Origin of the sequence: Streptomyces sp. NPDC102462 (genome assembly GCF_044765425.1) — a bacterium.
Lineage (GTDB): Bacteria > Actinomycetota > Actinomycetes > Streptomycetales > Streptomycetaceae > Streptomyces.
The window spans coordinates 153275-172042 of sequence record NZ_JBIWKB010000006.1; the positions used below are offsets into that span (position 1 = coordinate 153275).

At 72.4% G+C, this 18768-nt stretch carries 18 protein-coding genes and 1 pseudogene; 7 read left to right on the plus strand and 12 right to left on the minus strand.

The features are described 5' to 3' along the window. Nucleotides 1-141 precede the first annotated feature (141 nt). Entirely contained in the window at nucleotides 142-1779 is a 1638-nt protein-coding gene (locus ACIRFL_RS07825; RefSeq protein WP_404025121.1) for a penicillin-binding transpeptidase domain-containing protein, read from the minus strand. 76 nt (nucleotides 1780-1855) lie between these two features. Then, nucleotides 1856-2908: an alpha/beta hydrolase family esterase gene (locus tag ACIRFL_RS07830; protein ID WP_404025124.1), complete on the minus strand. Its 1053-nt coding sequence runs from the start codon at nucleotides 2906-2908 to the stop codon at nucleotides 1856-1858. Between the two features lie 85 nt (nucleotides 2909-2993). Here ACIRFL_RS07830 and ACIRFL_RS07835 point away from each other — a divergent pair, with 85 nt between their 5' ends. Both ACIRFL_RS07835 and ACIRFL_RS07840 read left to right on the plus strand, forming a co-directional pair. Continuing rightward, entirely contained in the window at nucleotides 2994-3953 is a 960-nt protein-coding gene (locus ACIRFL_RS07835) for a LysR family transcriptional regulator (RefSeq protein WP_404025126.1), read from the plus strand. Then, nucleotides 3950-4834, plus strand: a complete 885-nt coding sequence (locus tag ACIRFL_RS07840) for a serine hydrolase (protein ID WP_404025129.1) — start codon at nucleotides 3950-3952, stop codon at nucleotides 4832-4834. The genes ACIRFL_RS07835 and ACIRFL_RS07840 overlap by 4 nt, the downstream gene beginning before the upstream one ends. A 13-nt stretch (nucleotides 4835-4847) precedes the next feature. Here the strand turns inward: ACIRFL_RS07840 and ACIRFL_RS07845 are convergent, their stop codons facing one another. The 3 genes from ACIRFL_RS07845 to thrS form a co-directional block, all read right to left on the minus strand. Further along, nucleotides 4848-5540 carry a DUF4328 domain-containing protein gene (locus ACIRFL_RS07845; RefSeq protein WP_404025131.1) on the minus strand — a complete coding sequence of 231 codons (693 nt, stop codon included), beginning with the start codon at nucleotides 5538-5540 and terminating at the stop codon, nucleotides 4848-4850. Nucleotides 5541-5683: 143 nt separating this feature from the next. Next, nucleotides 5684-7336 (minus strand): glycoside hydrolase family 13 protein, encoded by a 1653-nt coding sequence (locus tag ACIRFL_RS07850; RefSeq protein WP_404025132.1) that lies wholly within the window; start codon nucleotides 7334-7336, stop codon nucleotides 5684-5686. A gap of 386 nt (nucleotides 7337-7722) precedes the next feature. Beyond that, nucleotides 7723-8991, minus strand: a complete 1269-nt coding sequence (gene thrS, locus ACIRFL_RS07855; RefSeq protein ID WP_404025135.1) for a threonine--tRNA ligase — start codon at nucleotides 8989-8991, stop codon at nucleotides 7723-7725. 262 nt (nucleotides 8992-9253) lie between these two features. Between thrS and ACIRFL_RS07860 the strand changes: the two genes are divergently transcribed. Beyond that, a complete protein-coding gene (locus tag ACIRFL_RS07860) occupies nucleotides 9254-10039 on the plus strand; it encodes a hypothetical protein (RefSeq protein WP_404025138.1) in 786 nt (261 codons plus the stop codon). A 60-nt stretch (nucleotides 10040-10099) separates the two neighbouring features. Here ACIRFL_RS07860 and ACIRFL_RS07865 read toward each other — a convergent pair whose 3' ends face one another. Further along, a complete protein-coding gene (locus ACIRFL_RS07865; protein ID WP_404025140.1) occupies nucleotides 10100-11443 on the minus strand; it encodes a helix-turn-helix domain-containing protein in 1344 nt (447 codons plus the stop codon). Nucleotides 11444-11866: 423 nt separating this feature from the next. Here ACIRFL_RS07865 and ACIRFL_RS07870 point away from each other — a divergent pair, with 423 nt between their 5' ends. Continuing rightward, on the plus strand, nucleotides 11867-12199 hold the full coding sequence (locus tag ACIRFL_RS07870; RefSeq protein ID WP_404025141.1) for a DUF4333 domain-containing protein: 333 nt from the start codon (nucleotides 11867-11869) through the stop codon (nucleotides 12197-12199). Between the two features lie 10 nt (nucleotides 12200-12209). Here ACIRFL_RS07870 and ACIRFL_RS07875 read toward each other — a convergent pair whose 3' ends face one another. From ACIRFL_RS07875 to ACIRFL_RS07890, 4 genes and pseudogenes are all read right to left on the minus strand, one after another. After that, nucleotides 12210-12596 carry a GNAT family N-acetyltransferase gene (locus tag ACIRFL_RS07875; RefSeq protein WP_404025305.1) on the minus strand — a complete coding sequence of 129 codons (387 nt, stop codon included), beginning with the start codon at nucleotides 12594-12596 and terminating at the stop codon, nucleotides 12210-12212. A 320-nt stretch (nucleotides 12597-12916) separates the two neighbouring features. Continuing rightward, nucleotides 12917-13180, minus strand: coding sequence for a DUF397 domain-containing protein (locus tag ACIRFL_RS07880; RefSeq protein WP_404025144.1), 264 nt, complete (start codon nucleotides 13178-13180; stop codon nucleotides 12917-12919). Nucleotides 13181-13212: 32 nt separating this feature from the next. Continuing rightward, nucleotides 13213-13404 carry a DUF397 domain-containing protein gene (locus ACIRFL_RS07885; RefSeq protein ID WP_404025146.1) on the minus strand — a complete coding sequence of 64 codons (192 nt, stop codon included), beginning with the start codon at nucleotides 13402-13404 and terminating at the stop codon, nucleotides 13213-13215. Further along, nucleotides 13364-14212, minus strand: a pseudogene (locus tag ACIRFL_RS07890) (Scr1 family TA system antitoxin-like transcriptional regulator). The gene ACIRFL_RS07885 and the pseudogene ACIRFL_RS07890 overlap by 41 nt, the downstream one beginning before the upstream one ends. Nucleotides 14213-14281: 69 nt before the next feature. Here ACIRFL_RS07890 and ACIRFL_RS07895 point away from each other — a divergent pair. Beyond that, entirely contained in the window at nucleotides 14282-15520 is a 1239-nt protein-coding gene (locus ACIRFL_RS07895) for an amidohydrolase (RefSeq protein ID WP_404025148.1), read from the plus strand. A gap of 89 nt (nucleotides 15521-15609) precedes the next feature. Here ACIRFL_RS07895 and ACIRFL_RS07900 read toward each other — a convergent pair whose 3' ends face one another. Together ACIRFL_RS07900 and ACIRFL_RS07905 are read right to left on the minus strand one after the other, a co-directional pair. Continuing rightward, entirely contained in the window at nucleotides 15610-15834 is a 225-nt protein-coding gene (locus tag ACIRFL_RS07900) for a type II toxin-antitoxin system HicA family toxin (protein ID WP_404025151.1), read from the minus strand. Further along, entirely contained in the window at nucleotides 15831-16046 is a 216-nt protein-coding gene (locus ACIRFL_RS07905) for a type II toxin-antitoxin system HicB family antitoxin (RefSeq protein WP_307620863.1), read from the minus strand. Before ACIRFL_RS07905 ends, ACIRFL_RS07900 begins: the two co-directional genes overlap by 4 nt. Nucleotides 16047-16482: 436 nt before the next feature. On the opposite strand from ACIRFL_RS07905, the gene ACIRFL_RS07910 reads away from it, so the two are divergent. Next, nucleotides 16483-17076 (plus strand): DUF5819 family protein, encoded by a 594-nt coding sequence (locus ACIRFL_RS07910; protein WP_404025153.1) that lies wholly within the window; start codon nucleotides 16483-16485, stop codon nucleotides 17074-17076. Continuing rightward, nucleotides 17073-18257 (plus strand): HTTM domain-containing protein, encoded by a 1185-nt coding sequence (locus ACIRFL_RS07915; protein WP_404025155.1) that lies wholly within the window; start codon nucleotides 17073-17075, stop codon nucleotides 18255-18257. The genes ACIRFL_RS07910 and ACIRFL_RS07915 overlap by 4 nt, the downstream gene beginning before the upstream one ends. Nucleotides 18258-18768: the final 511 nt, after the last annotated feature.

The window sequence follows — 18768 nt, forward strand, 5'->3', positions numbered from 1 at the left end:
GAACATTGCGGTCAGTAACACCATCGTTGCGCAGAATTCGCATTCCGCCACCGCGACGACTACCCAACGAGGGGGATCACTTACACACAGTAATGAATGACAGGGGATGCCCTCACGTACGGTGACCGGCCACGGGTCCGGTCACGACGGGTCGCCGGGCACCGCGGCCAGCAGGCTGTGCAGGATCGGCCCGGCCGAGCCGCCGCCGGTGACCCCCTCCTCGACGACGCAGGCCACGGCGACGTTGCCGCGGTGGGCGACCAGCCAGCCGTTGTTGTCCGCGCCCTCGGGGGCGTCGGACACCTCGGCCGTGCCGGTCTTCGCGCCGATGTCGCCCGGCAGGTCGGCCAGCACCCGCGCCGTGCCGTCGGTGACGGTCGCGCGCAGCATCTCCCGCAGCTGCCCGACCACCTTCTGGGGCAGCGGTTTCGTGCTGGTCGCGTCCTCGGTCCGGCCGGTGATCGTCGGCTGATGGAAGGTGCCGGAGACCGCGGTCGCGGTGACCGACGCCATGATCAGCGGGTTGGCCTGGATCCGGCCCTGCCCGATCATGGAGGCGGCCTTCTCGGTCTCGTCCCGGGGCACCGGCACCGACCCGTCGTACGTCGGGATGCCGACGTGCCACTCCTGCCCGACGCCGAAGTAGGTGCGCGCCACGTCGCCCGTTTCCGAGTCGGCGAGCTTGCCGCGCAGGCTGATGAACGCGGTGTTGCAGGACTCGGTGAAGTCCTTCAGGAAGGTGGCGCCCCGGTGCTCGGAGGTCTCCACGTTGTGGAACTCCTTGCCCACCGTGAGGTACTTGGGGCAGTCCACGACGTCACCGGGCGCGACGGCGTCCTTCAGCAGCAGGGCGGCGCTGGTGACGATCTTCCAGGTGGAGCCGGGCGCGTAGGTGCCGGAGACGGCCCGGTTGAAGCCCGACGACGGGGCGTTGGCGAGGGCCAGGATCTCGCCGTCGTCGATGCGCAGGGCGACGAGCGAGGCGTTCCTGCCGTCCGCGCCCTCGGCGACGGCCCGTTCCGCGGCGGACTGCCAGGTGGCGTCGAGCGTGGTGGCGACCGGCTCGCCGGCCCCGGCGGCGGGCTTCTTCCCGAAGGCGGCCTCCGTGCGCTCCACCTCGCCGGTCGTCCGGTCGACGAGCTGCACCGCGCCGCGCGGCCCGGACCCGGCCCCGCCGAGCTGTCCGAGGACCGGGGCCAGGGAGGGGAACGCGTCGCCGGACAGCGCCCTGCCGGTCCGGTCGGTGACGTCCGGGGCCGACGACTCCTCCCTGGCCAGGTGGAACTTCTCCGTCTCGCTCAGCCGGGGATGGACCAGCGACAGCCGCCAGTCCACCTTCCAGTCGCCGTCCTGCTGTCTGCTCAGCGGCAGCTTGGAGGCGTACGTCCAGGTGCCGAGGCCGGATATCGGCATACGGGCCGTGAAGGGCACGGTGACCGCGTCGTCGCCGGTCCGGGTGGCCGCCCGCGCGGTGAGCCGGGGCCGTTCGATGTCCAGGCCGGCGGTGAAGTTGTCCAGCACCTGACGTGCCCGGTCGGGGCTCGTCGTACGGGCGGACGCGGCCGGCACCCGGCCGGCCGCCCAGTCGGCGAGGAAGGCGCGGGCCTGCGCCACGGCCGCCGGGTCGGGACCATGCGCGCCGTCCGCGCGGGCGAACGGGCCGAGACCGGCCGCGTAGCTCCCGGCGACGGCGAGCGCGCCCGCCCCCGCCACGGCGGCGACGACGCCCCGCCCCCGCCGCGCCCCGCGCCGTCGGTTGATGTGACCGTACTGCGACATGGTTTGCCTTCCTGTTCTCTCCGTGTACGGCGCCGCCGGCCCGAGTACGGCGCCGCCGACCCGCGTGCAGACGCTGCTACCGGTGTGCGGGCGTGAAGAAGTCGAGCACCGTGCGGGTCGCGCTCAGTGCGGTGCTGGTGGCCCCGAAGCCCTTGGGCGGGGTGAGGGACGAGCCCGGCCAGCTGTGCCCCGCCCCGTGTACGACGACGAGTCGGACGTCATCCCCGGCGGGTCCGGGACGCCAGACCGTGCGGTCGAAGCCCTTCTCGGACTCGGTGACCGGACGCCCCGCCTTGTTCGCTTTCGCGAATGCCTCCGCGCTGGCGCGGGCCGACAGGGTGGGGGTGACGGGTTCCTCGCCGGCCGGGGCGGGGGCGGGGTGGGGCAGTCCGGCGAGCGGGCGCACCGGGTCGTCGGCGCCGTAGACGATCAGCACGGGAACCGGTCCCGTCGGCCTGACCGCGGCGGCCCCCGAGGGCAGCTGGCCCGACACGGAGGCCGTGCCCGCCAGCAGGCCGGGGCGCTGGGCGGCCAGGCGCAGCGCCATCGAACCGCCGTTGGAGAACCCGACGGCGTACACCCGGTGCGGGTCCGCACGCTCGGTGCGCACCAGGTCGCCGATCAGCGCCTCGGCGAACCGTACGTCGGCGTCCACGTCCGGCCGCTGCCGCGTCACCTGGGTGCCGGCGCCCCACGCCGCCCGCAGGCCCTCCGGGTAGGCGACCAGCGTGCCGCGCGCCCGGGCGTCCTCCTCCAGCCGGCTCTGCTCGCGCATCTCGGCGGCACTGGCGCCGCGGCCATGGAAGGCGATGACGAGCGGACGGCGGCCGTCGCCTCCCTCGGCGGGCCGGTGCAGCAGGTAGGCGCGGGTACGGCCGTCCACGCGCAGCCGCTCCCGGGTGAGCGGGGCGCGCGTGGTGGCGGTCGCGGTCGCGGATGCCGTCGCGGTCGCCGTGGCCGGGCGGGTGGGCCTCTCGGCGTCCCGGTCGGCCGCGGTCCCGCAGCCGGTGAGGGCGAGGACGAGGGCAAGGGCCGACGCGCCGTACCAGCGGCGTCGGCCGGGCCGGTGCCGCGACGCGGTACGGGCCGGGAGGCGATGGGCGAGATGCGGTGAAAGGTGTGCGGCCATGCCCCGAGGACAGCAACGCCACAGCCGGTCTGTCCAAGTTCACTATCGATCTCGGATCCATCAATTCCCGATATGATCCCTGCTCATGGACCTCGTACGGCACCTGGAGTGCTTTGTGACTGTTGCAGAAGAGTCACACTTCGGACGTGCCGCGGCCCGCCTGGGCATGGCCCAGCCGCCCCTGTCGCAGCGCATCCAGCGCCTCGAACGCGAGCTGGGCGTCCGGCTCTTCGAACGCACCAGCCGTCAGGTGACCATCACCGAGGCCGGCACGCTGCTGCTCGCCGAGGCCCGGGAACTGCTCGCCCGCTCCGACGCGTTCATGGCCACCGCCCGCCGCATCCGGGACGGCGAGACCGGGCTGCTGCGCGCCGCGCTGTCCCCGGACCTCGCGGGCGCGACCGTGGCCGCCCTGCTCGCCGACTTCCCCCGCCGCCGCCCGGGCCTCGAACTGGAACTGCACGAACTGTCCACCGCGCAGCAGCTGGCCCGGCTCGCCGCGCACGAGCTGGACGTCGGGCTCATCCACCACCCCTGCGACGTCACCGGCCTGGAGCTGGGCCCGGTGCTCCGCCGCGAGCTGGGCGTCCTGCTGCCCCCGGGCGCCCCGGCGGCCCGGCTCGCCGAGGTGCCGCTGTCCGCGCTGACCGGCTACGACCTGATCCTCTTCCCGCGCGCCGGCGCACCCGCGGTCTACGACGACCTGCTGACCACCTGTGCCCGCGGCGGCTACACGCCCGCCGCCGTACGGCACGGCCAGGGCGCCAGCTTCGTCCGCGGCCTGGTCCTGTCCGCCGGGGCCGTCGCCTTCGGTCCGCGTGACACGCACGAGGACGCGCAGCCCACGGACGTCGTCTGGCGCCCGCTGGCCGGGGCCCCGCTGGCCCTGCGGCACTCCGTGGCCTGGCCCAGGGGCCGCGGGGACACCGCCGTCGCCGCGTTCGCGGACGCCGCGACCCACGCCCTGCGGACGACGGCAGGCGCCGCCCCCGACGTCACCGCACGGCCGCTGCACCTTCGCCCGGCATCGGAGTACTGGCTGTGACCGACGTCCCCGCCCGCATCCACGCGGCCTTCGCCGAGGCCGGCGTCACCGGCCGGCTGCACGCCCTCGACATCGACTCCGGGGCCCAGCTCGACGCCGGCGCCGACCAGTCGGTGTGCACCGCCAGCGTGCACAAGCTGTGCCTCCTCGTCGCCCTGCACGAACAGGCCGCCGCGGGCCGCCTCGACCTCGCCGAACAGGTCGAGTGCCCGCCGGCCGGGCGCACCGCGGGCCCCACCGGGCTGGCCGCCATGCTGGACACCGCCCGCATGTCGCTGCGCGACATCGCCTATCTGATGATGGCCGTCAGCGACAACGCCGCCGCCGACCTGCTGCTGCGCCGGGTCGGCCTGGACGCCGTCAACCGCACCACGGCCCGCCTCGGCCTGACCCGTACGCACGCCGTGCACGCCTTCGGCGACCTGCTCGCCACGATCCGCGAGGACGCGGGACCGGCCGGCGTGCAGGCCCTGGCCGATCCGCACGTCATCGCCCGGCTGCGGGCCCTCGACCCGGCCCGCACCAACCGCAGCACCCCGCGCGACATGACCCGGCTGCTCGGCGCGGTCTGGCGGGACGAGGCGTGCATCCCGGAACACGGAGCGGCCATCCGCCGGCTGCTCGGCCTCCAGGTCTGGCCGCACCGGCTGGCCGCGGGCTTCCCCTTCGACGACGTGCATGTCGCGGGCAAGACCGGCAGCCTGCCGACCGTGCGCAACGAGGTCGGCGTCGTCGAGTACCCGGACGGCGGCCGGTACGCCGTCGCCGTCTTCACCCGCACCCCGAACCCGGCCGCCACCCTCCCCGCCGCGGACGCGGTGATCGGCACGGCGGCCCGCATCGCCGTGAACGCCCTGCGCGCGGGCCACGGCACCGGCTGAACTCAGGGCAGATTCACACCTGTTCAGCCGCCGTGCGTTCGCTCTGGGCCGCCGTGACGGCCCGGACGACGAACACCGCGGCCACGGCCGCGCCCACGACGGCCGCGTCGGGCAGCAGCAGCTGCCACACGTCCGTGTAGGCGCGTTCGATGAGCCCGTCCCGGGACTCCCGGTAGAGCAGGCCGACCCCGCTCAGCATGCCGATCAGCCACAGCGCCCACCACACGTTCAGCACGAACGGCAGCCGCTTGTCCGGTGCGCTCGTCCGGTGGACGTCCGCGACCACCCCGCGCGGCACCCAGAGGTTGGCGACGGGCACGATCCAGCCCAAGTAGACCCAGAATCCACGGTACTTGGGCGGCCGGCCGGACAGCGCACGCGCGTTGTCCCGGACCTGCCACAGCCACGCGAGGAACGCGGCGGCGCAGAACACGACGATGACGTCGCCCACGGCGCCGACGATGTGGTACGCGTCCTCCAGCGAGGTCAGCGGCCGGTGGTTGCCGTCGCCCTGGTCGGGCGGGCCCGAGGCCGGCTCGCCCGCCGCCGCGAGTCTGATCTCCCAGACGGCACGGGCCAGCCAGGCGGCGCCGGCGAGGAGCAGCAGGGCCGTCGCGAGAAGGGCCGTGGACCGGGCCGGCCGCAGGGCGGGACGCTGGGCTATCTCTTCGTTCACCGGGGCATCCTTTCGCACCAGCTCCCCCATCCGCCACCCACGGCCACGGGCCGGTTGCCCGCCGCCACCGGCCCCCGGCCGGCCTCAGGTGGTCCTCACCCCACCGCCGAGCAGCAGCCCCACGGTGGGGTGACACGACCTGGAGCCTGGGTCCGGCACCGGCCCCGGTTCCGCTACGCGCCGAGCCAGGCCGTGGTGTCCGGGGGCAGCACGGTGGCGTCCTCGGGCAGCGGCCCGCTGGTGAGCAGCACCTCCCCCGCCGGCAGCGGCACCGGCGCCCCCGACAGGTTCGCCACGCACCGCCAGCCCTCCGAGCGGGCGAAGTGCAGCACTCCGGGCGGGGCGTCCGGCGCCCAGGTCAGCGTCTCGCCGTCCAGCAGTTTGCGGCGCAGCCGCAGCGCCGTGCGGTACAGCTCCAGCGTGGAGCCCGCCGTACCGGTCTGTGCCTCGACCGCGTACCCGGCGAAGCAGGCCGGCTGCGGCAGCCAGGCCGCACCAGGACCGAAGCCGTACGAGGGACCCGTCGTCGTCCACGGCAGCGGCACCCGGCAGCCGTCGCGGCCCTTGCGGACATGGCCCGTCTGTTCCCAGATCGGGTCCTGGAGCACCACGGCGGGCAGGTCGGCGACCTCGGGCAGGCCCAGTTCCTCGCCCTGGTAGACGTACGAGGAGCCGGGCAGCGCCAGCATGAGGAGGGTCGCCGCGCGCGCCCGGCGCAGGCCCGCCGCCGCGTCGACGGCCGGTGCGTGCCCGCCGGACAGCAGCCAGGCGTTGGAGTCGGTGCCGGGCGGCAGCATCAGCCGGGAGGCGTGCCGGATCACGTCGTGGTTGGACAGCACCCAGGTGGCGGAGGCGCCCGCGGCGCGGGCCGTGGCCAGCGAGTCGGTGATGACGCGGCGCAGTTCGTCGGCGTCCCAGCGCGCCTCGAGGTACTCGAAGTTGAAGGCCTGGCCGAGTTCGTCGGGGCGGGCGTACTGGGCGCGGCGGGCGCCCGGGACCCAGGCTTCGGCGACCGCGGTGCGCGGCGGGGTGTAGGCGTCGAAGATCTTGCGCCAGTCGCGGTAGATCTCGTGCACCTCGTCCCGGTCCCAGTACGGGTGTGAGCCGGGCGGCACCCGTTCCAGGGCCTCCTCTCCGATGGCGCTCAGGTCGCCGATGTCCCGCAGCGGTTCGGTCAGGTCCTTGGCGAGGGCGTGCGCCACGTCGATGCGGAAGCCGTCGACACCGCGGTCGGACCAGAACCGCAGGGTGGTGCGGAAGTCGGCGCGGACGTCCTCGTTCTCCCAGTTGAGGTCGGGCTGCTCGGGAGCGAACAGGTGCAGGTACCACTCGCCGTCGGGCACCCGCCGCCAGGCGCTGCCGCCGAACCCCGACTGCCAGTCGGTGGGCGGCAGTTCGCCGTGCGCGCCACGGCCGGGCCTGAAGACGTAGCGGTCGCGGGCGGCGGAGCCGGGGCCGGCGCGCAGCGCCTCCTGGAACCACGGGTGCTGGTGGGAGGTGTGGTTGGGGACGATGTCGACGAGCACCTTCAGGCCCAGCCGGTGTGCCTCGGCGACCATGGCGTCGAAGTCGTCCAGGGTGCCGAGGCGCGGGTCGACGTCCCGGTAGTCGGCGACGTCGTAGCCGCCGTCGGCGAGTTCGGAGGGGTAGAAGGGGCTGAGCCACAGGGCGTCGACGCCGAGTGTGCTCAGATGGGTGAGGCGTTCGGTGATGCCCCGGATGTCACCGAGCCCGTCGCCGTCGGCGTCGGCGAAGCTGCGCGGATAGACCTGGTAGATCACGGCCTGTCGCCACCAGTCGGGGTTCTTTGACGAGATGTCGGTCACACCAACTCCCTTGCGCACGGACTACGGTCGAGCCTGGTCGACGGCGGTTACCGGATCTCTGTCCACATTGCCCAAAAGGCGAAACTTTCGCGCCCACTTCCCGCCGCCCAAAAGCCCCCAAGACCCCACCCCGCGCCCCCACCCCTGCATTAGGCGCCCCAAAGGGGCGCGAGGCTGTGTCGATTTGCGGCTCCGCCGCGCGGGCGCGCCCAGCCCGAAGCGGCCCAGCGCCCAAAGGGGCGCGGGGAACTGCGCGACCAGCCACAACAAAGCCGCAGCCGCCGGACAACCCAGCCCCCCTCCCCGGAACGCGCCCACAACACACCCGCAGCCGCCCAACAACCCAGCACCCCTCCCCGGAGCGCGCCCACAACATCCCCCGCCGCTCACTCCCACAGCACGGTCCCCCGTGCCTCCAGCCGCGCAGCGACCCCGTGCAGGAAGTCGTCCACGGGCAGAGCCCCCACGCGGCGGCCGTCCCGCAGCCGCAGGGCCACCAGCCCGTCGTCGGCCTCCCGTTCACCGATCACGGCCTGGTACGGGACGAGCCGCGCCGCCCGGACGCGGGCGCCGAGACTGCCGTGCTCCGGGCCGGCGGTCTCGGCCCGCAGCCCCCGGTCGCGTGCCTCCCGCGCCACCGCGTGGGCGCGCTCCTCCTGGGCCTCGGTGACCGGCAGCACGACGAGTTGCACGGGCGCCAGCCACGCCGGGAGCGCCCCGCCGTGTTCCTCGACGAGGTGCGCCACGGCCCGCTCCACGCTGCCGATGATGCTGCGGTGCACCATCACCGGCCGGTGCCGCGCCCCGTCGGCGCCGATGTAGTGCAGGTCGAAGCGGGCGGGCTGGTGGAAGTCGATCTGGACGGTGGAGAGGGTGGCCTCGCGGCCGGCCGCGTCCACGACCTGTACGTCGATCTTGGGGCCGTAGAAGGCCGCCTCGCCCTCGGCCTCCTCATGATCGAGGCCGGAGACGGCGAGCACCTGCCGCAGCAGTGCGGTGGCCCGCCGCCACAGCTCCGGGTCGGCGACGTACTTGCCGCCCTCGCCGGGCAGCGACAGCCGGTACCGGGCGGCGCGGATGCCGAGGTCGGCGTAGGCGCGGCCGATCAGTTCGAGGGCGCCGCGGGCCTCGTCGGCGGCCTGTTCCAGGGTGCAGAAGATATGGGCGTCGTTGAGGTGGATGGCCCGTACCCGGGTCAGCCCGCCGAGCACCCCGGACAGCTCCGCCCGGTACATGGCACCCAACTCGGCGATCCGGAGCGGGAGTTCACGGTAGCTGTGGGAGCGGGAGCGGTAGACGAGGGCGTGGTGGGGGCAGAGGCTGGGGCGCAGTACGACCTCCTCCGCGCCGAGCCGCATCGGCGGGTACATGTCGTCGCGGTAGTGGTCCCAGTGGCCGGAGATCTCGTACAGCTCGCGCTTGCCGAGCACGGGCGAGTACACGTGCCGGTACCCGGCGCGGCGTTCGGCGTCCCGGACGTACTCCTCCAGGGTGTGCCGGACGACGGCGCCGGCGGGCAGCCAGTACGGCAGTCCCGCGCCCATCAGCGGGTCGGTGTCGAACAGCTCCAGCTCACGGCCGAGCCTGCGGTGGTCGTGCATGGTCGTCTCCTCGCAACGGAGGGCGAGTGACCACGCGACGAAGCCCCGGGGCACTCGCCCCGGGGCTTCGGACTGGATCAGGTGTCAGCGCGCCGGGACGGACTCCGGCGTCGTCGTGGCCGACGGCCGCGGCTGGGCGCGCTTCATGCCGGGACCGTAGCAACCGGGAGGGCGGGCCGGCCAGGGGTTTTCGGGTGGGGGTCACCCGGTTGGAACGTCCGGGTGGTGGGCGGGGCCTGCGGGTGGTGGCGTGGGGGAAACGATCAGGCGAGGAACGAGGAGACTCGGCCTCGGTCACCGGCCCCAGGAGCCCGCGATGTCCCTGCCCCCGGCCCGCCTCCGCGCCGTCTGCTCTCTCGCGCTCACCGCAGCCACGCTGCTCACCGTCCCCGGGTGCCTCGCCGGGGAGCCGGAGCGGGCGGCGGCCGAACCCGGTGCCGTACCGTCGCCGTCGGCCGGGCGGCGCGCCGAGGGCGAGACGCCCGACCTGACCGCGGCGCAGGCGCGGGACGCGCTGATCACCGTGGCCGACCTGGGCGCGTCCTGGGAACCGACACAGGGCGCCGCGACCTGGCGGGACGGGCTGCTGAAGGCGGTCACCGACATGCCGGAGTGCCAGCAGCTGATGGACGCCCTGTACACCGAGAACCTGTTCGGCGACGCGCCCGGTACGCACGCGGTGACCGCGCTCGACGACGGGGACGCGGAAGCGCAGCTGCGCTACCAGGTCGCCACCCGCGGCCCGCAGGCGGTGAACCGCACGCTGGCCTGGCTGAACGGGCTGCCGCAGACGTGCGGCCGGTTCACCGCGGAGTCCCAGAGCGCGGGCGAACTGGACGTCGAGGTCTCACAGATCGAGCTGCCGCAGGTCGGTGACGCCCGGGAGGGCCTGCGGGTCACGCTGACCGGCGAGAGCACGTCCGAGGACGACGAGTCGTCCGCGCTCACCCTTGAGGTCGCCGCGGTGCGGGTCGGCGAGGACGCGATCGTCGTCACCAACGGCACCCTCGGCGAGGTGTCCGAGGACGCCACCGACCAGGCGGTGGAACGCGGCGCCCAGCGGCTGACCGGCATCCGGGAGCAGGGCCGGACACAGACCTGACGACGGGTCCGGACCGGACGCAGACCTGACGAGGGACCCGGACGCCGCCCCGCCGGCTCGTCACAGGGGCGGTTGGGCGGGCGCCGGCCCGAGCGTGGTGGTGCCCGGGGCCGTACGGTGTCCGAGGCCGGTCCGGTAGGCGTCCAGCGCGGCCTCCACCCGCCCGTTGCGGCGCAGCAGATCGCCGAGGAGCCGGCACAGGTCGGCGAGGTCACCGGCGGCGCCGGCCCGCTCCAGCAGGCTCAGCGCGCGCACGTAGTGCTCCTCGGCGGCCTCCGTGTCCCGGGCGTCCTCGGCGATGATGCCGAGCAGCCGGTGCGCGCCGGCCGAGTGCACGGCGCCCCGCTCGGAGGAGAGGTCGCCGAGCACGCCGTGCAGCAGTTCGGCCGCCTCCTGCGACTTGCCGCGCCGGTGCAGCACGTCGGCGAGTTCGACGGCGACCTGACTGCTGTAGAGGGCGGCGCGCTTGGCGGAGAGCATCGCCAGCGCTTCTCTCAACTCGGCCTCGGCGCGTTCCAGTTCGCCGTCCTGCGCGTACACGTAGCCGCGCATCCAGTGGCAGTTGGCGAGTTCGGTACGGATCTGCAGCTGGCGGTACAGCTCGGCGGCCTTGGCCAGCGAGGCGTCGGCCTCGGCGACCCGGCCCTCGGCGAGCAGGGTACGGGCGACGGAGCGGTGCATACGGGCCACCAGGGCGGGGTCGGCGACCTGCGGGGCGAGCGCGAGGGCGAACTCGGCGGCCTGGGCGGCGCGGGCCTGGGCGCCCATGTCCATGTAGGGGCCGATGACGCTGGCGTAGAGCAGCAGCAGCGCGTCGGGATCGTGCAGCCCGCCCCGGTTCAGCTCGTCCAGGGTGGACTCCAGCAGATAGACGGCGTACCGGAGTTCACCGGTCAGGTAGTGGGCGACGGCGCGGCCGCGTACGGCGGGCACCCGGACCGGCAGCGGCTCTTCGGCCATGTGTTTCTCGGCCCGCTCGAAGTACTCCCGCGCCTCGGCCAGCTCGCCGGTGTCCAGGGCGCACTCGCCGAGCCCGAGCAGCGCGGTGGCCTGCTCGTGGGCGAGCCCGTGGGCCTCGGCCTCGGCGCACAGGGCGGCGTACTGGCCGGCCGCCTCTTCCGCCGCCCCGGTGGCCAGGGTGCGCTGCGCCTCGGTGAGCCGCAGCCGCAGATCGGTCGCCAGGTGCGCGGGCCGTCCGATGGCCAGTTCCTCGAAGGCGACGCCGAGCCGGCCGGCGATGTGCCGCAGCGCGTCGTCGGAGGCCCGCACCCGCCCGGCCTCCAGGGTGGAGATATAGGCGGGCGTGTACGCGGGTTCGGCCAACTGGCGCTGCGTCAGCCCCTGTGCGGTGCGCAGTTGTTGCACCCGTCGCCCGACCGTCTCCGGATCGTCTCGCTCCTGCATTCTGCGGCTCCCCCAACTGCCCCTGGGCCCCTTGCCGTTAGGCTCGTTCAACCCCTAGGTTAAACGGCGGGTTAAGCATGTTTAATACGCCGCTGATGTTGCGAGGTAGCCGTGCTCGGACGTTCATCCGTGCGTGACGGACGCCCCACCGCATTCCCCCACCTCCGGCTCCGTTCGCTCAAGGGAACCGCCGCCGCCCGCGGCCTGGTCGCGGCCGTACTGGCGGCTGCCGCCCTGATAGCCGCCGCGAACGCCGGCCCGGCGAGGGCGACCCAGGAGCCCCCGCCGACGGTCACCCAGCAGTCACCGTCGTCACGCTAGCGCTGGAAGGCATGTGCGGGTCGGGTGTGCCCGCGGTGGAGGGTCCGGGCTTTCCGGATCAGGCGATTGCCTGCCGGCCGCCTGACGGATAGGACTGTCCGCGTGTCTGATCAACGGAACGTCGCGCGTACGGTCGTGGCGCTCTCCTCGGTCGTGGTCGCCGGCTGCGCGGTGGCGATCACGGTCAAGGTGATGAGCGCGGACCCCCAGCCGAGGGTGCTGGACCAGGACGGACTGGAGCGGCAGGTGATGGCCGAGATCCAGGGCGGCCGGCCCGGCCCCGCGGACCGGCTGTCCTGCCCCGCCTCCGTCGTGGCCGAGAAGGGCAACAAGTTCGAGTGCCGCTACTGGGACGCGGACGGCGTCACCGCGAAGTTCGTCGAGGTCGAGGTCGTCAGCGACCAGGGCAAAGTCTCGGCGTCATTCCTCGGCTGAGCCAGGAGCCTCACGCCGTGCCGGTGCCGGTGCCGATCCGGTAGACGATCTTCTCGTTGTCCTCCTCGAACCCGAGCGACCGGTAGAAGGTGCGCGCGTCCGAGTTCACCCGGTCCGTCATCCATTCCAGGCGGGTGCAGCCAGGGCGTGCGGTGGCGATGCCACGCAGCTCACTCATCAGCCGGGCCCCGATGCCCTGCCGACGCAGGGCGTCGCGGACGTACAGCTCCTTGAGGAAGAGGGAGTGGGTGGACCCGGCGCTCGGCCAGAGAAACGAATACGCGGCGAGGCCGGCGATGTCGCCCGTGTCGTCCTCGACCACAAGGGTGGAAGCCAGGGGCGGCGCCCCGAACAGCGCTTCCTCGACCTGTGCCTGACGCTCCTCGAACGGCTGAATGGTCCGCGGCGCCGTAGAAGCGCTCGATCTCCTCGATCAGCCTGGCCAGCGGCCGGACATCGTGCTTCTCGGCCGGCCGGATCGGCACGGTCATCGGTGTACGGCTCCTCTCATTCGGGATGCGCCTCGGACAGGCGACGCTGCGGCTGGCGGGCGACCGGCGCGGCAGCATCAAGCGTCTCGGCCGAGTTGCGCACCCCGGGGCCGGGCGGTTGAGCCAGGGGGCGTAGACGCTGCGTTCCAGAACGGTTCGGCCAGGTCGGCAGCGCGGGCACAGGCGTTTGTGGTGCCTGTGCCCGTGCTGTCGGTGTGGGGTCAGCTCACTTGAGGTGGCGCAGGAAGGCGTCCCATGCCTGCGGCGCGACGGCGAACCGGCCCGCCTCGGGGTGCTTCGAGTCCCGGACGGCAACGAGCGCGGTGAGGTCGGCGACCTCTACGCACTCACCGCCGTTGGTGCCGCTGTACGACGACTTACGCCACGTGGCCGTGCCGAGCGCGGCGCACTCGACGCATTCACCGCCGTCGGGGCCGCTGTAGCTGGACTTACGCCACGTCACGGTGCTCAGGTGCTGGCCGTTCTCCATAGCGTTCCTCCGTCATGCGGGGTCGCTCAAGGTCACTTCAGGTCACGCAGAAACGCGGTCCATGCCTCGGGCGCGACGGCAAACCGCCCAGCCTGGAGGTCCTTGGAGTCACGGACGGCAACTTGGCCAGCGAGGTCGGCGACCTCAACGCACTCACCGCCAGTGTTTCCGCTGTACGACGACTTACGCCACCGCGCGTTCGTCAGGTCCCTGTGGATGCGCATAGCTTTCCTCCATCACGCGGGTGATCAGTGCCGCCGAATCCTCCACGGAGAGGGCGGACGCCTGCAAGTGAGCGTAACAAAGGGCGGCTTCCCTGACAGTCTCGGGGTTAGCCGTCATATGCCCTGAGATCAGGTCCTCGGTGTAGATGAGATCGGGGTGATCGTCGAAACGCAGGCTCGTGAACGATCCGATGAGGCTGGCGTGTTCGCCTGCCTCGTACGGCAATACCTAGATGCGCACCCATTTGTGGTCGCGGAAGCTCAGCAGATGGGCGAGTTGTTCGCGCATCACCTCACGCCCGCCGATCGGCCTGTGCAAGGCCGCCTCGTCCAGCACAGTCCAGGTCAGCGGTGGCTGCTCGCGAGCCAGGATCCGCTGACGCTCCAGGCGCGCCGCCACCAACTCATCTAGCCTGTCTGGCATGCCCGTCTCCAGCACAGCACGGGCGTACGCCTTGGTCTGCAGGAGGCCGTAGACCATCTGAGCCTGGTACGTCGAGATGTACGCCCCCTTGGCCTCAAGGTCCGCGAACGGCTGAAACCACGTAGGCAACTGGCTGCGCAGCACCAGCCCCACCAACCGCGAGAAGCAACCGTCGGTCATCCGGGCCGCGTCCACCCGTTCGGCGAACTCTCTCGTCGGTACCTTCTGCGTGGTCTCGATCTGGCCGATCAGTGAACCCGTGCAGAAGACGATCCCGCCGAGTTCCTTCTGTGTCAGCCCCGCTTCTTCCCGTTTTCGGCGCAGCTCGTAGCCGAAGTAGTCCAACGGCGATGCGCTCGGGTCGAGTTCGCGGATGTGCACCATGTAGCGGAGCGTAACCGAACCATTCCAGTCAGGTGGGGGAAATCACAAAACCGACCTAGGCTTAAGAACGTGACCACCGTCGCCCGCACCGCTCTGGACCTCACCGCCGACCTCCCCGTCGCCGACCTGGAGGACGTGTACCGGGACCTGCACAGTCACCCGGAGCTGTCGCTGCGTGAGCACCGGACCGCCGGCAAGCTCGCCGAACGGCTACGCGCGGCCGGGTACGAGACGGCCGAGGGGATCGGCGGCACAGGCGTCGTCGGCGTACTGCGCAACGGCGACGGGCCGACCGTACTGCTGCGGGCCGACATGGACGCGCTGCCCGTCCAGGAGGAGACCGGGCTGCCGTACGCGTCGCAGACGGACGGCGTCATGCACGCCTGCGGTCACGATCTGCATGTCACCTGGCTGGCCGGTGCCGCCGCCGCGCTGGCCGCGGGCCGGGAGACGTGGGCGGGGACGCTGCTGGTGGTCGGGCAGCCCGCGGAGGAGAACGGGCAGGGCGCCGCGGGCATGCTCGCCGACGGCCTGTACGACCGCTTCCCGCGGCCCGACGTGCTGCTGGGCCAGCACGCGGCACCCGGGATCGCGGGTCTGTACCCGCATGTGCCGGGGCTGGTGCTGTCCGCCGCGACGGACGTCGACATCGTGGTGCACGGGCGCGGCGGGCACGGCTCGCGGCCCGAGACGACGGTCGACCCGGTGGTGACGGCCGCCTACCTCGTCACCCGGCTGCAGACCGTGGTCGCGCGGGAGATCGCCGCGCGGGAGCAGGCCGTGCTGACCGTCGGCCGGATCGAGGCGGGCGCCCGGCACAACATCATCCCGTCCGAGGCGCGCATCGCCCTGAATCTGCGGACCCAGTCGGAGGAGGTACGGGAGCGGATGCTGGCCGCGATCCGGCGCATCGCGCACGGGGAGTGCGTGGCCGCGGGCTGCCCGCGGGAGCCCGAGGTGACGCTGGGGGACAGCTTCCCGGTCACGGTGAACGACGCGGAGACCGACCGCCGGGTGGCCGCCGTGCACGGGGAGATGTTCGGCGCGGAGCGGGTGTTCGACCCGGGCCCGGCGATGGGCAGCGAGGACTTCGGCCGGCTGGCGCTCGGCTCGGTCCCGTACGCGTACTGGTTCGTGACGACCACCCCCGCGGAGGTCTGGGAGCGGGCACCCGGCACGGACTTCGCGGAGAAGTTCCAGTCCGTCCCCAGCAACCACAGCCCCCACTTCGCCCCGGACCTCTCCACGATCGCCCCCGGCGCCCAGACCCTGGTCGCGGGTGCCCTGACCTTCTTGTCGGCACCTTGAGGCTCCCCCGGCCACGCCCCACTCCCGCCCCTTGTCGCCGCCACGCTCCGGCTGCCCTCGGTACCGCCGTCGGAGTCTCGTGCACGGTGCTACTTCAGGTGCTCTTCGAGGTCATCGACGGTCCAGTCGGCTTGGCGAAGGATGGAGCGGAGGGTGCCGGGCGCGAGGCTGCGGTGGAGAGGCACAATGACGGTCCGCTCGCCGCTGCGGTACTTGGCGTGGCTGCCACGGGTGGAGATGTGCCCGAACCCGCCGCGTTCCAGGGCCTTGGCGACGGCCGCGCCGGACAGGCCCGTGGGGACGGCGGGGCTCATGCGACGCGCCGCACTTCGACAGGGGCGGTGATCACGTCGGTGACCTCGGGCGCGGGAGCGTCCTCGAAGTAGAGCTCCAGCGCCTCGCGCAGATTCTCCAGGGATTCCTCAATGGTCTCGCCCTGGGAAGTGACCTCGACCTGGAGGCAGCGGGCCACGTACCACTCACCTTCGTGAGTGATCGCGGCGGTCAGGTGCAGTGCATCAGCCATGCCGCCAGTCTGGCACGTACCGCTCTCCCCGGACAGCGGCCTTCCCTGCCGTCACTCGTACCGGTATACGCGTTGACCTGCCTGAAGCCGCCCGCCAGGTCTGGGCCCCGTAAGCCGCGGCCTGCCCGTCCCCGGTCGACACTGCGGCGAAGCCGAGGGACGATGAAGGGGCGGGGCGCTTCTCGGCCTTCTGTTCGCCGCCGGGATGAAGCGGCGATCGGAGTTCCAGGTGACGCGCCCCCGTCCGCGTCCAGGGCAACGCGCGATGCGGCGCGCAAGGCAACGTCCCGGGGGCAACGTGGGGTGAGGCATGCGGCCCAGAAGTGACAGGCGCGCGCCGACCGGAGAAGCTACGGGAAGCGTGCGCCACCGCACCGAATCGTCTTCGGACTATGTCCACAGGGCGAGCCGTGAGCACGGACTCTCCGCTGTGTCGGTGAGCATCATCGCGCTCACGGTGGTGGGGGTCGCGGTCGCGGCCACCGCGCACTTCGCCCTGCTCTTCCTCTACAACGCCCCCTCGAACTCCTTCTCCCAGCGGCACGCCGCGGACATCGACAAGTACGTCTCCCCCGAACTCGTACAGGAATGGCGGCTGTTCGCCCCCAATCCGCAGTCGGTGAACACCCATGTGCAGGCTCGCGCGAAAGTCCAGGTTCCGGGCGGACGTCTCAACGAGACCGGCTGGGTGGACCTGACCGCGATGGATCAGAAGCGGATCGTGCACAATCTCCTTCCCAGCCACGCGCACCAGGACGAACTTCCGCACGCCTGGGCCAACTACGCCGACTCGCTCGACAACGAGGGACGTCCCGTCGGTCTGTACGGGGAGCTGATGCGGCAGTACGTGCTGCGCATCGCCGCCCATCGTCTGGGGCCTGAGATCGACGGCGGCACCGTGCGGTTCATCCAGGTGCGCTCGGCCGACACACCGGTGGGAGAGCCCCCGTGGAGCGGTCGGAAGGCCGACACACGGACCGGCTATGAGGTCCAACCGTGGTGGCCCGTCACAGCGGAGCACTTCAAGTGACCGCGTACTCACCGCCGTCCGCATCCGCCCGGCTCCGGCGCCGCGGCGGCGCCGCCCTCCGGCGAGGTGTCGCGCGCATCACGAGCGAGGCCGTCGCGCCGTACCAGTCGGCCGTCGCTCGCATCGGCTTCGCCTTCGCCTGGCTCGCCGTGCTGCTGCGCGAGTGGGTGCACCGTGCCGAGCTGTACGGGGTGGACAGCGCGTGGAACTGGGCCATGGCCCGTGAATGGAACGCGACGAACCAGGCGTTCACCGTGCTGCTGTGGCAGGACAGCCGATGGTGGTTCGAGATCGTCTACATTGCTGCGATCGGCGCGTCGGTGATGCTGCTCCTCGGGTGGCGGACCCGCACCGCCTCGCTGCTCTTCATGATCGGCGTGCTGGCGCTCCAGAACCGCAACCCCTTCATGGGGGACGGCGGCGACAACGTCGTCCACCTCATGGCGATCTACCTGGTGTTCACCCGCTGCGGCCGGGTCTGGTCGCTGGACGCGCGACGGGCCGCACACGGCCGCGACGGTGACCGGGACGTGGTCGGGATCGTGCTGTGGGTCTTCCTCACCGCCGTGCTCGCCCTGGTCACCGGGCTGGGCAAACTGGACACCGGCTGGGCGCTGTTGCTGTGGGGCTTCGCCCTCGCGCAACTGGCGTGGTGGCTGGTGCGACGCCACCGCCCAGGAGAGCCCCGCGCCGTCATGGAGATGGCCGGCAACGTGGTGCACGCGGGCGCGATGTTCGTGATCGCGGCCCAGGTGTGCCTGATCTACGCGGCCTCCGGCTGGTACAAGATCCAAGGCTCCTTCTGGCAGGACGGAACGGCGCTCTACTACGTGCTGCACACCGGCGACGTCACCCCGTGGCCCGCGGTGTCCCACGCCATCGCCCGCAACAGTCTGATCGTCCTGCTGCTGACCTACGGCACGGTGATCGTCGAAGTCGCCTTCCCCTTCACCCTCTTCCACAGCCGGCTGAGAACCGTCATGGTCGCGATCATGATGTCCATGCACGCGGGCATCGGAATCGTCCTCGGCCTGCCGTTCTTCGCACTGGCGATGATCGCGGCCGACGCCCTGTTCCTCCCCACCGCCCTGCTGCGCGGCGCGGGCGCCCGCGTGTCCCGTACGGTCCGAAGACACACCACGACACCGCCACCACAGGTGCCCTCCAGAGCGAAGTACTGACGCACCCGCTGCCGCACAGCACCGTCAGGGAAGACGGGCTCGGCTTGCGCGGACGCGCTCCAGGAGATCGCCGACCCCGTCCGCACCGGCGTACTGCCTGAACCCGGGCGCGAGGTCGCGTACGAGGGCTACGCAGCGTGGGGCGCCGATCTTCTCGGCCAGGGTCCGACATGATGCCGGCGCCGAGGTCTCGGTCGCCTGAGGCGTGGGCGCTGTGCAGGGCTCCGCGCCAGAAGCGTCCGGCCGCGGCGTGTTTGCCCTGGTCGAAGTGGTGCCAGCCGACGGTGGAAGACATACGTGCCGCCAGGGTGTGCAGGCGCTGGCCGACGGGTTGGGTGTAGGTGCCGCCGTCGATCAGGTCGGTGACGGTCGTCAAGTGGGCTTCGAGGAGCGTGCGCGTGTGCTGGCGCTGTTCGGTGACGAGACCGGTGAGTCTCTGCCCGGTGGCTTCCAGCAGGTCGACGAGTTCGGCGTCGACGGGCTTGCCGTCCAGGGCGGCGGCCAGGGCCTG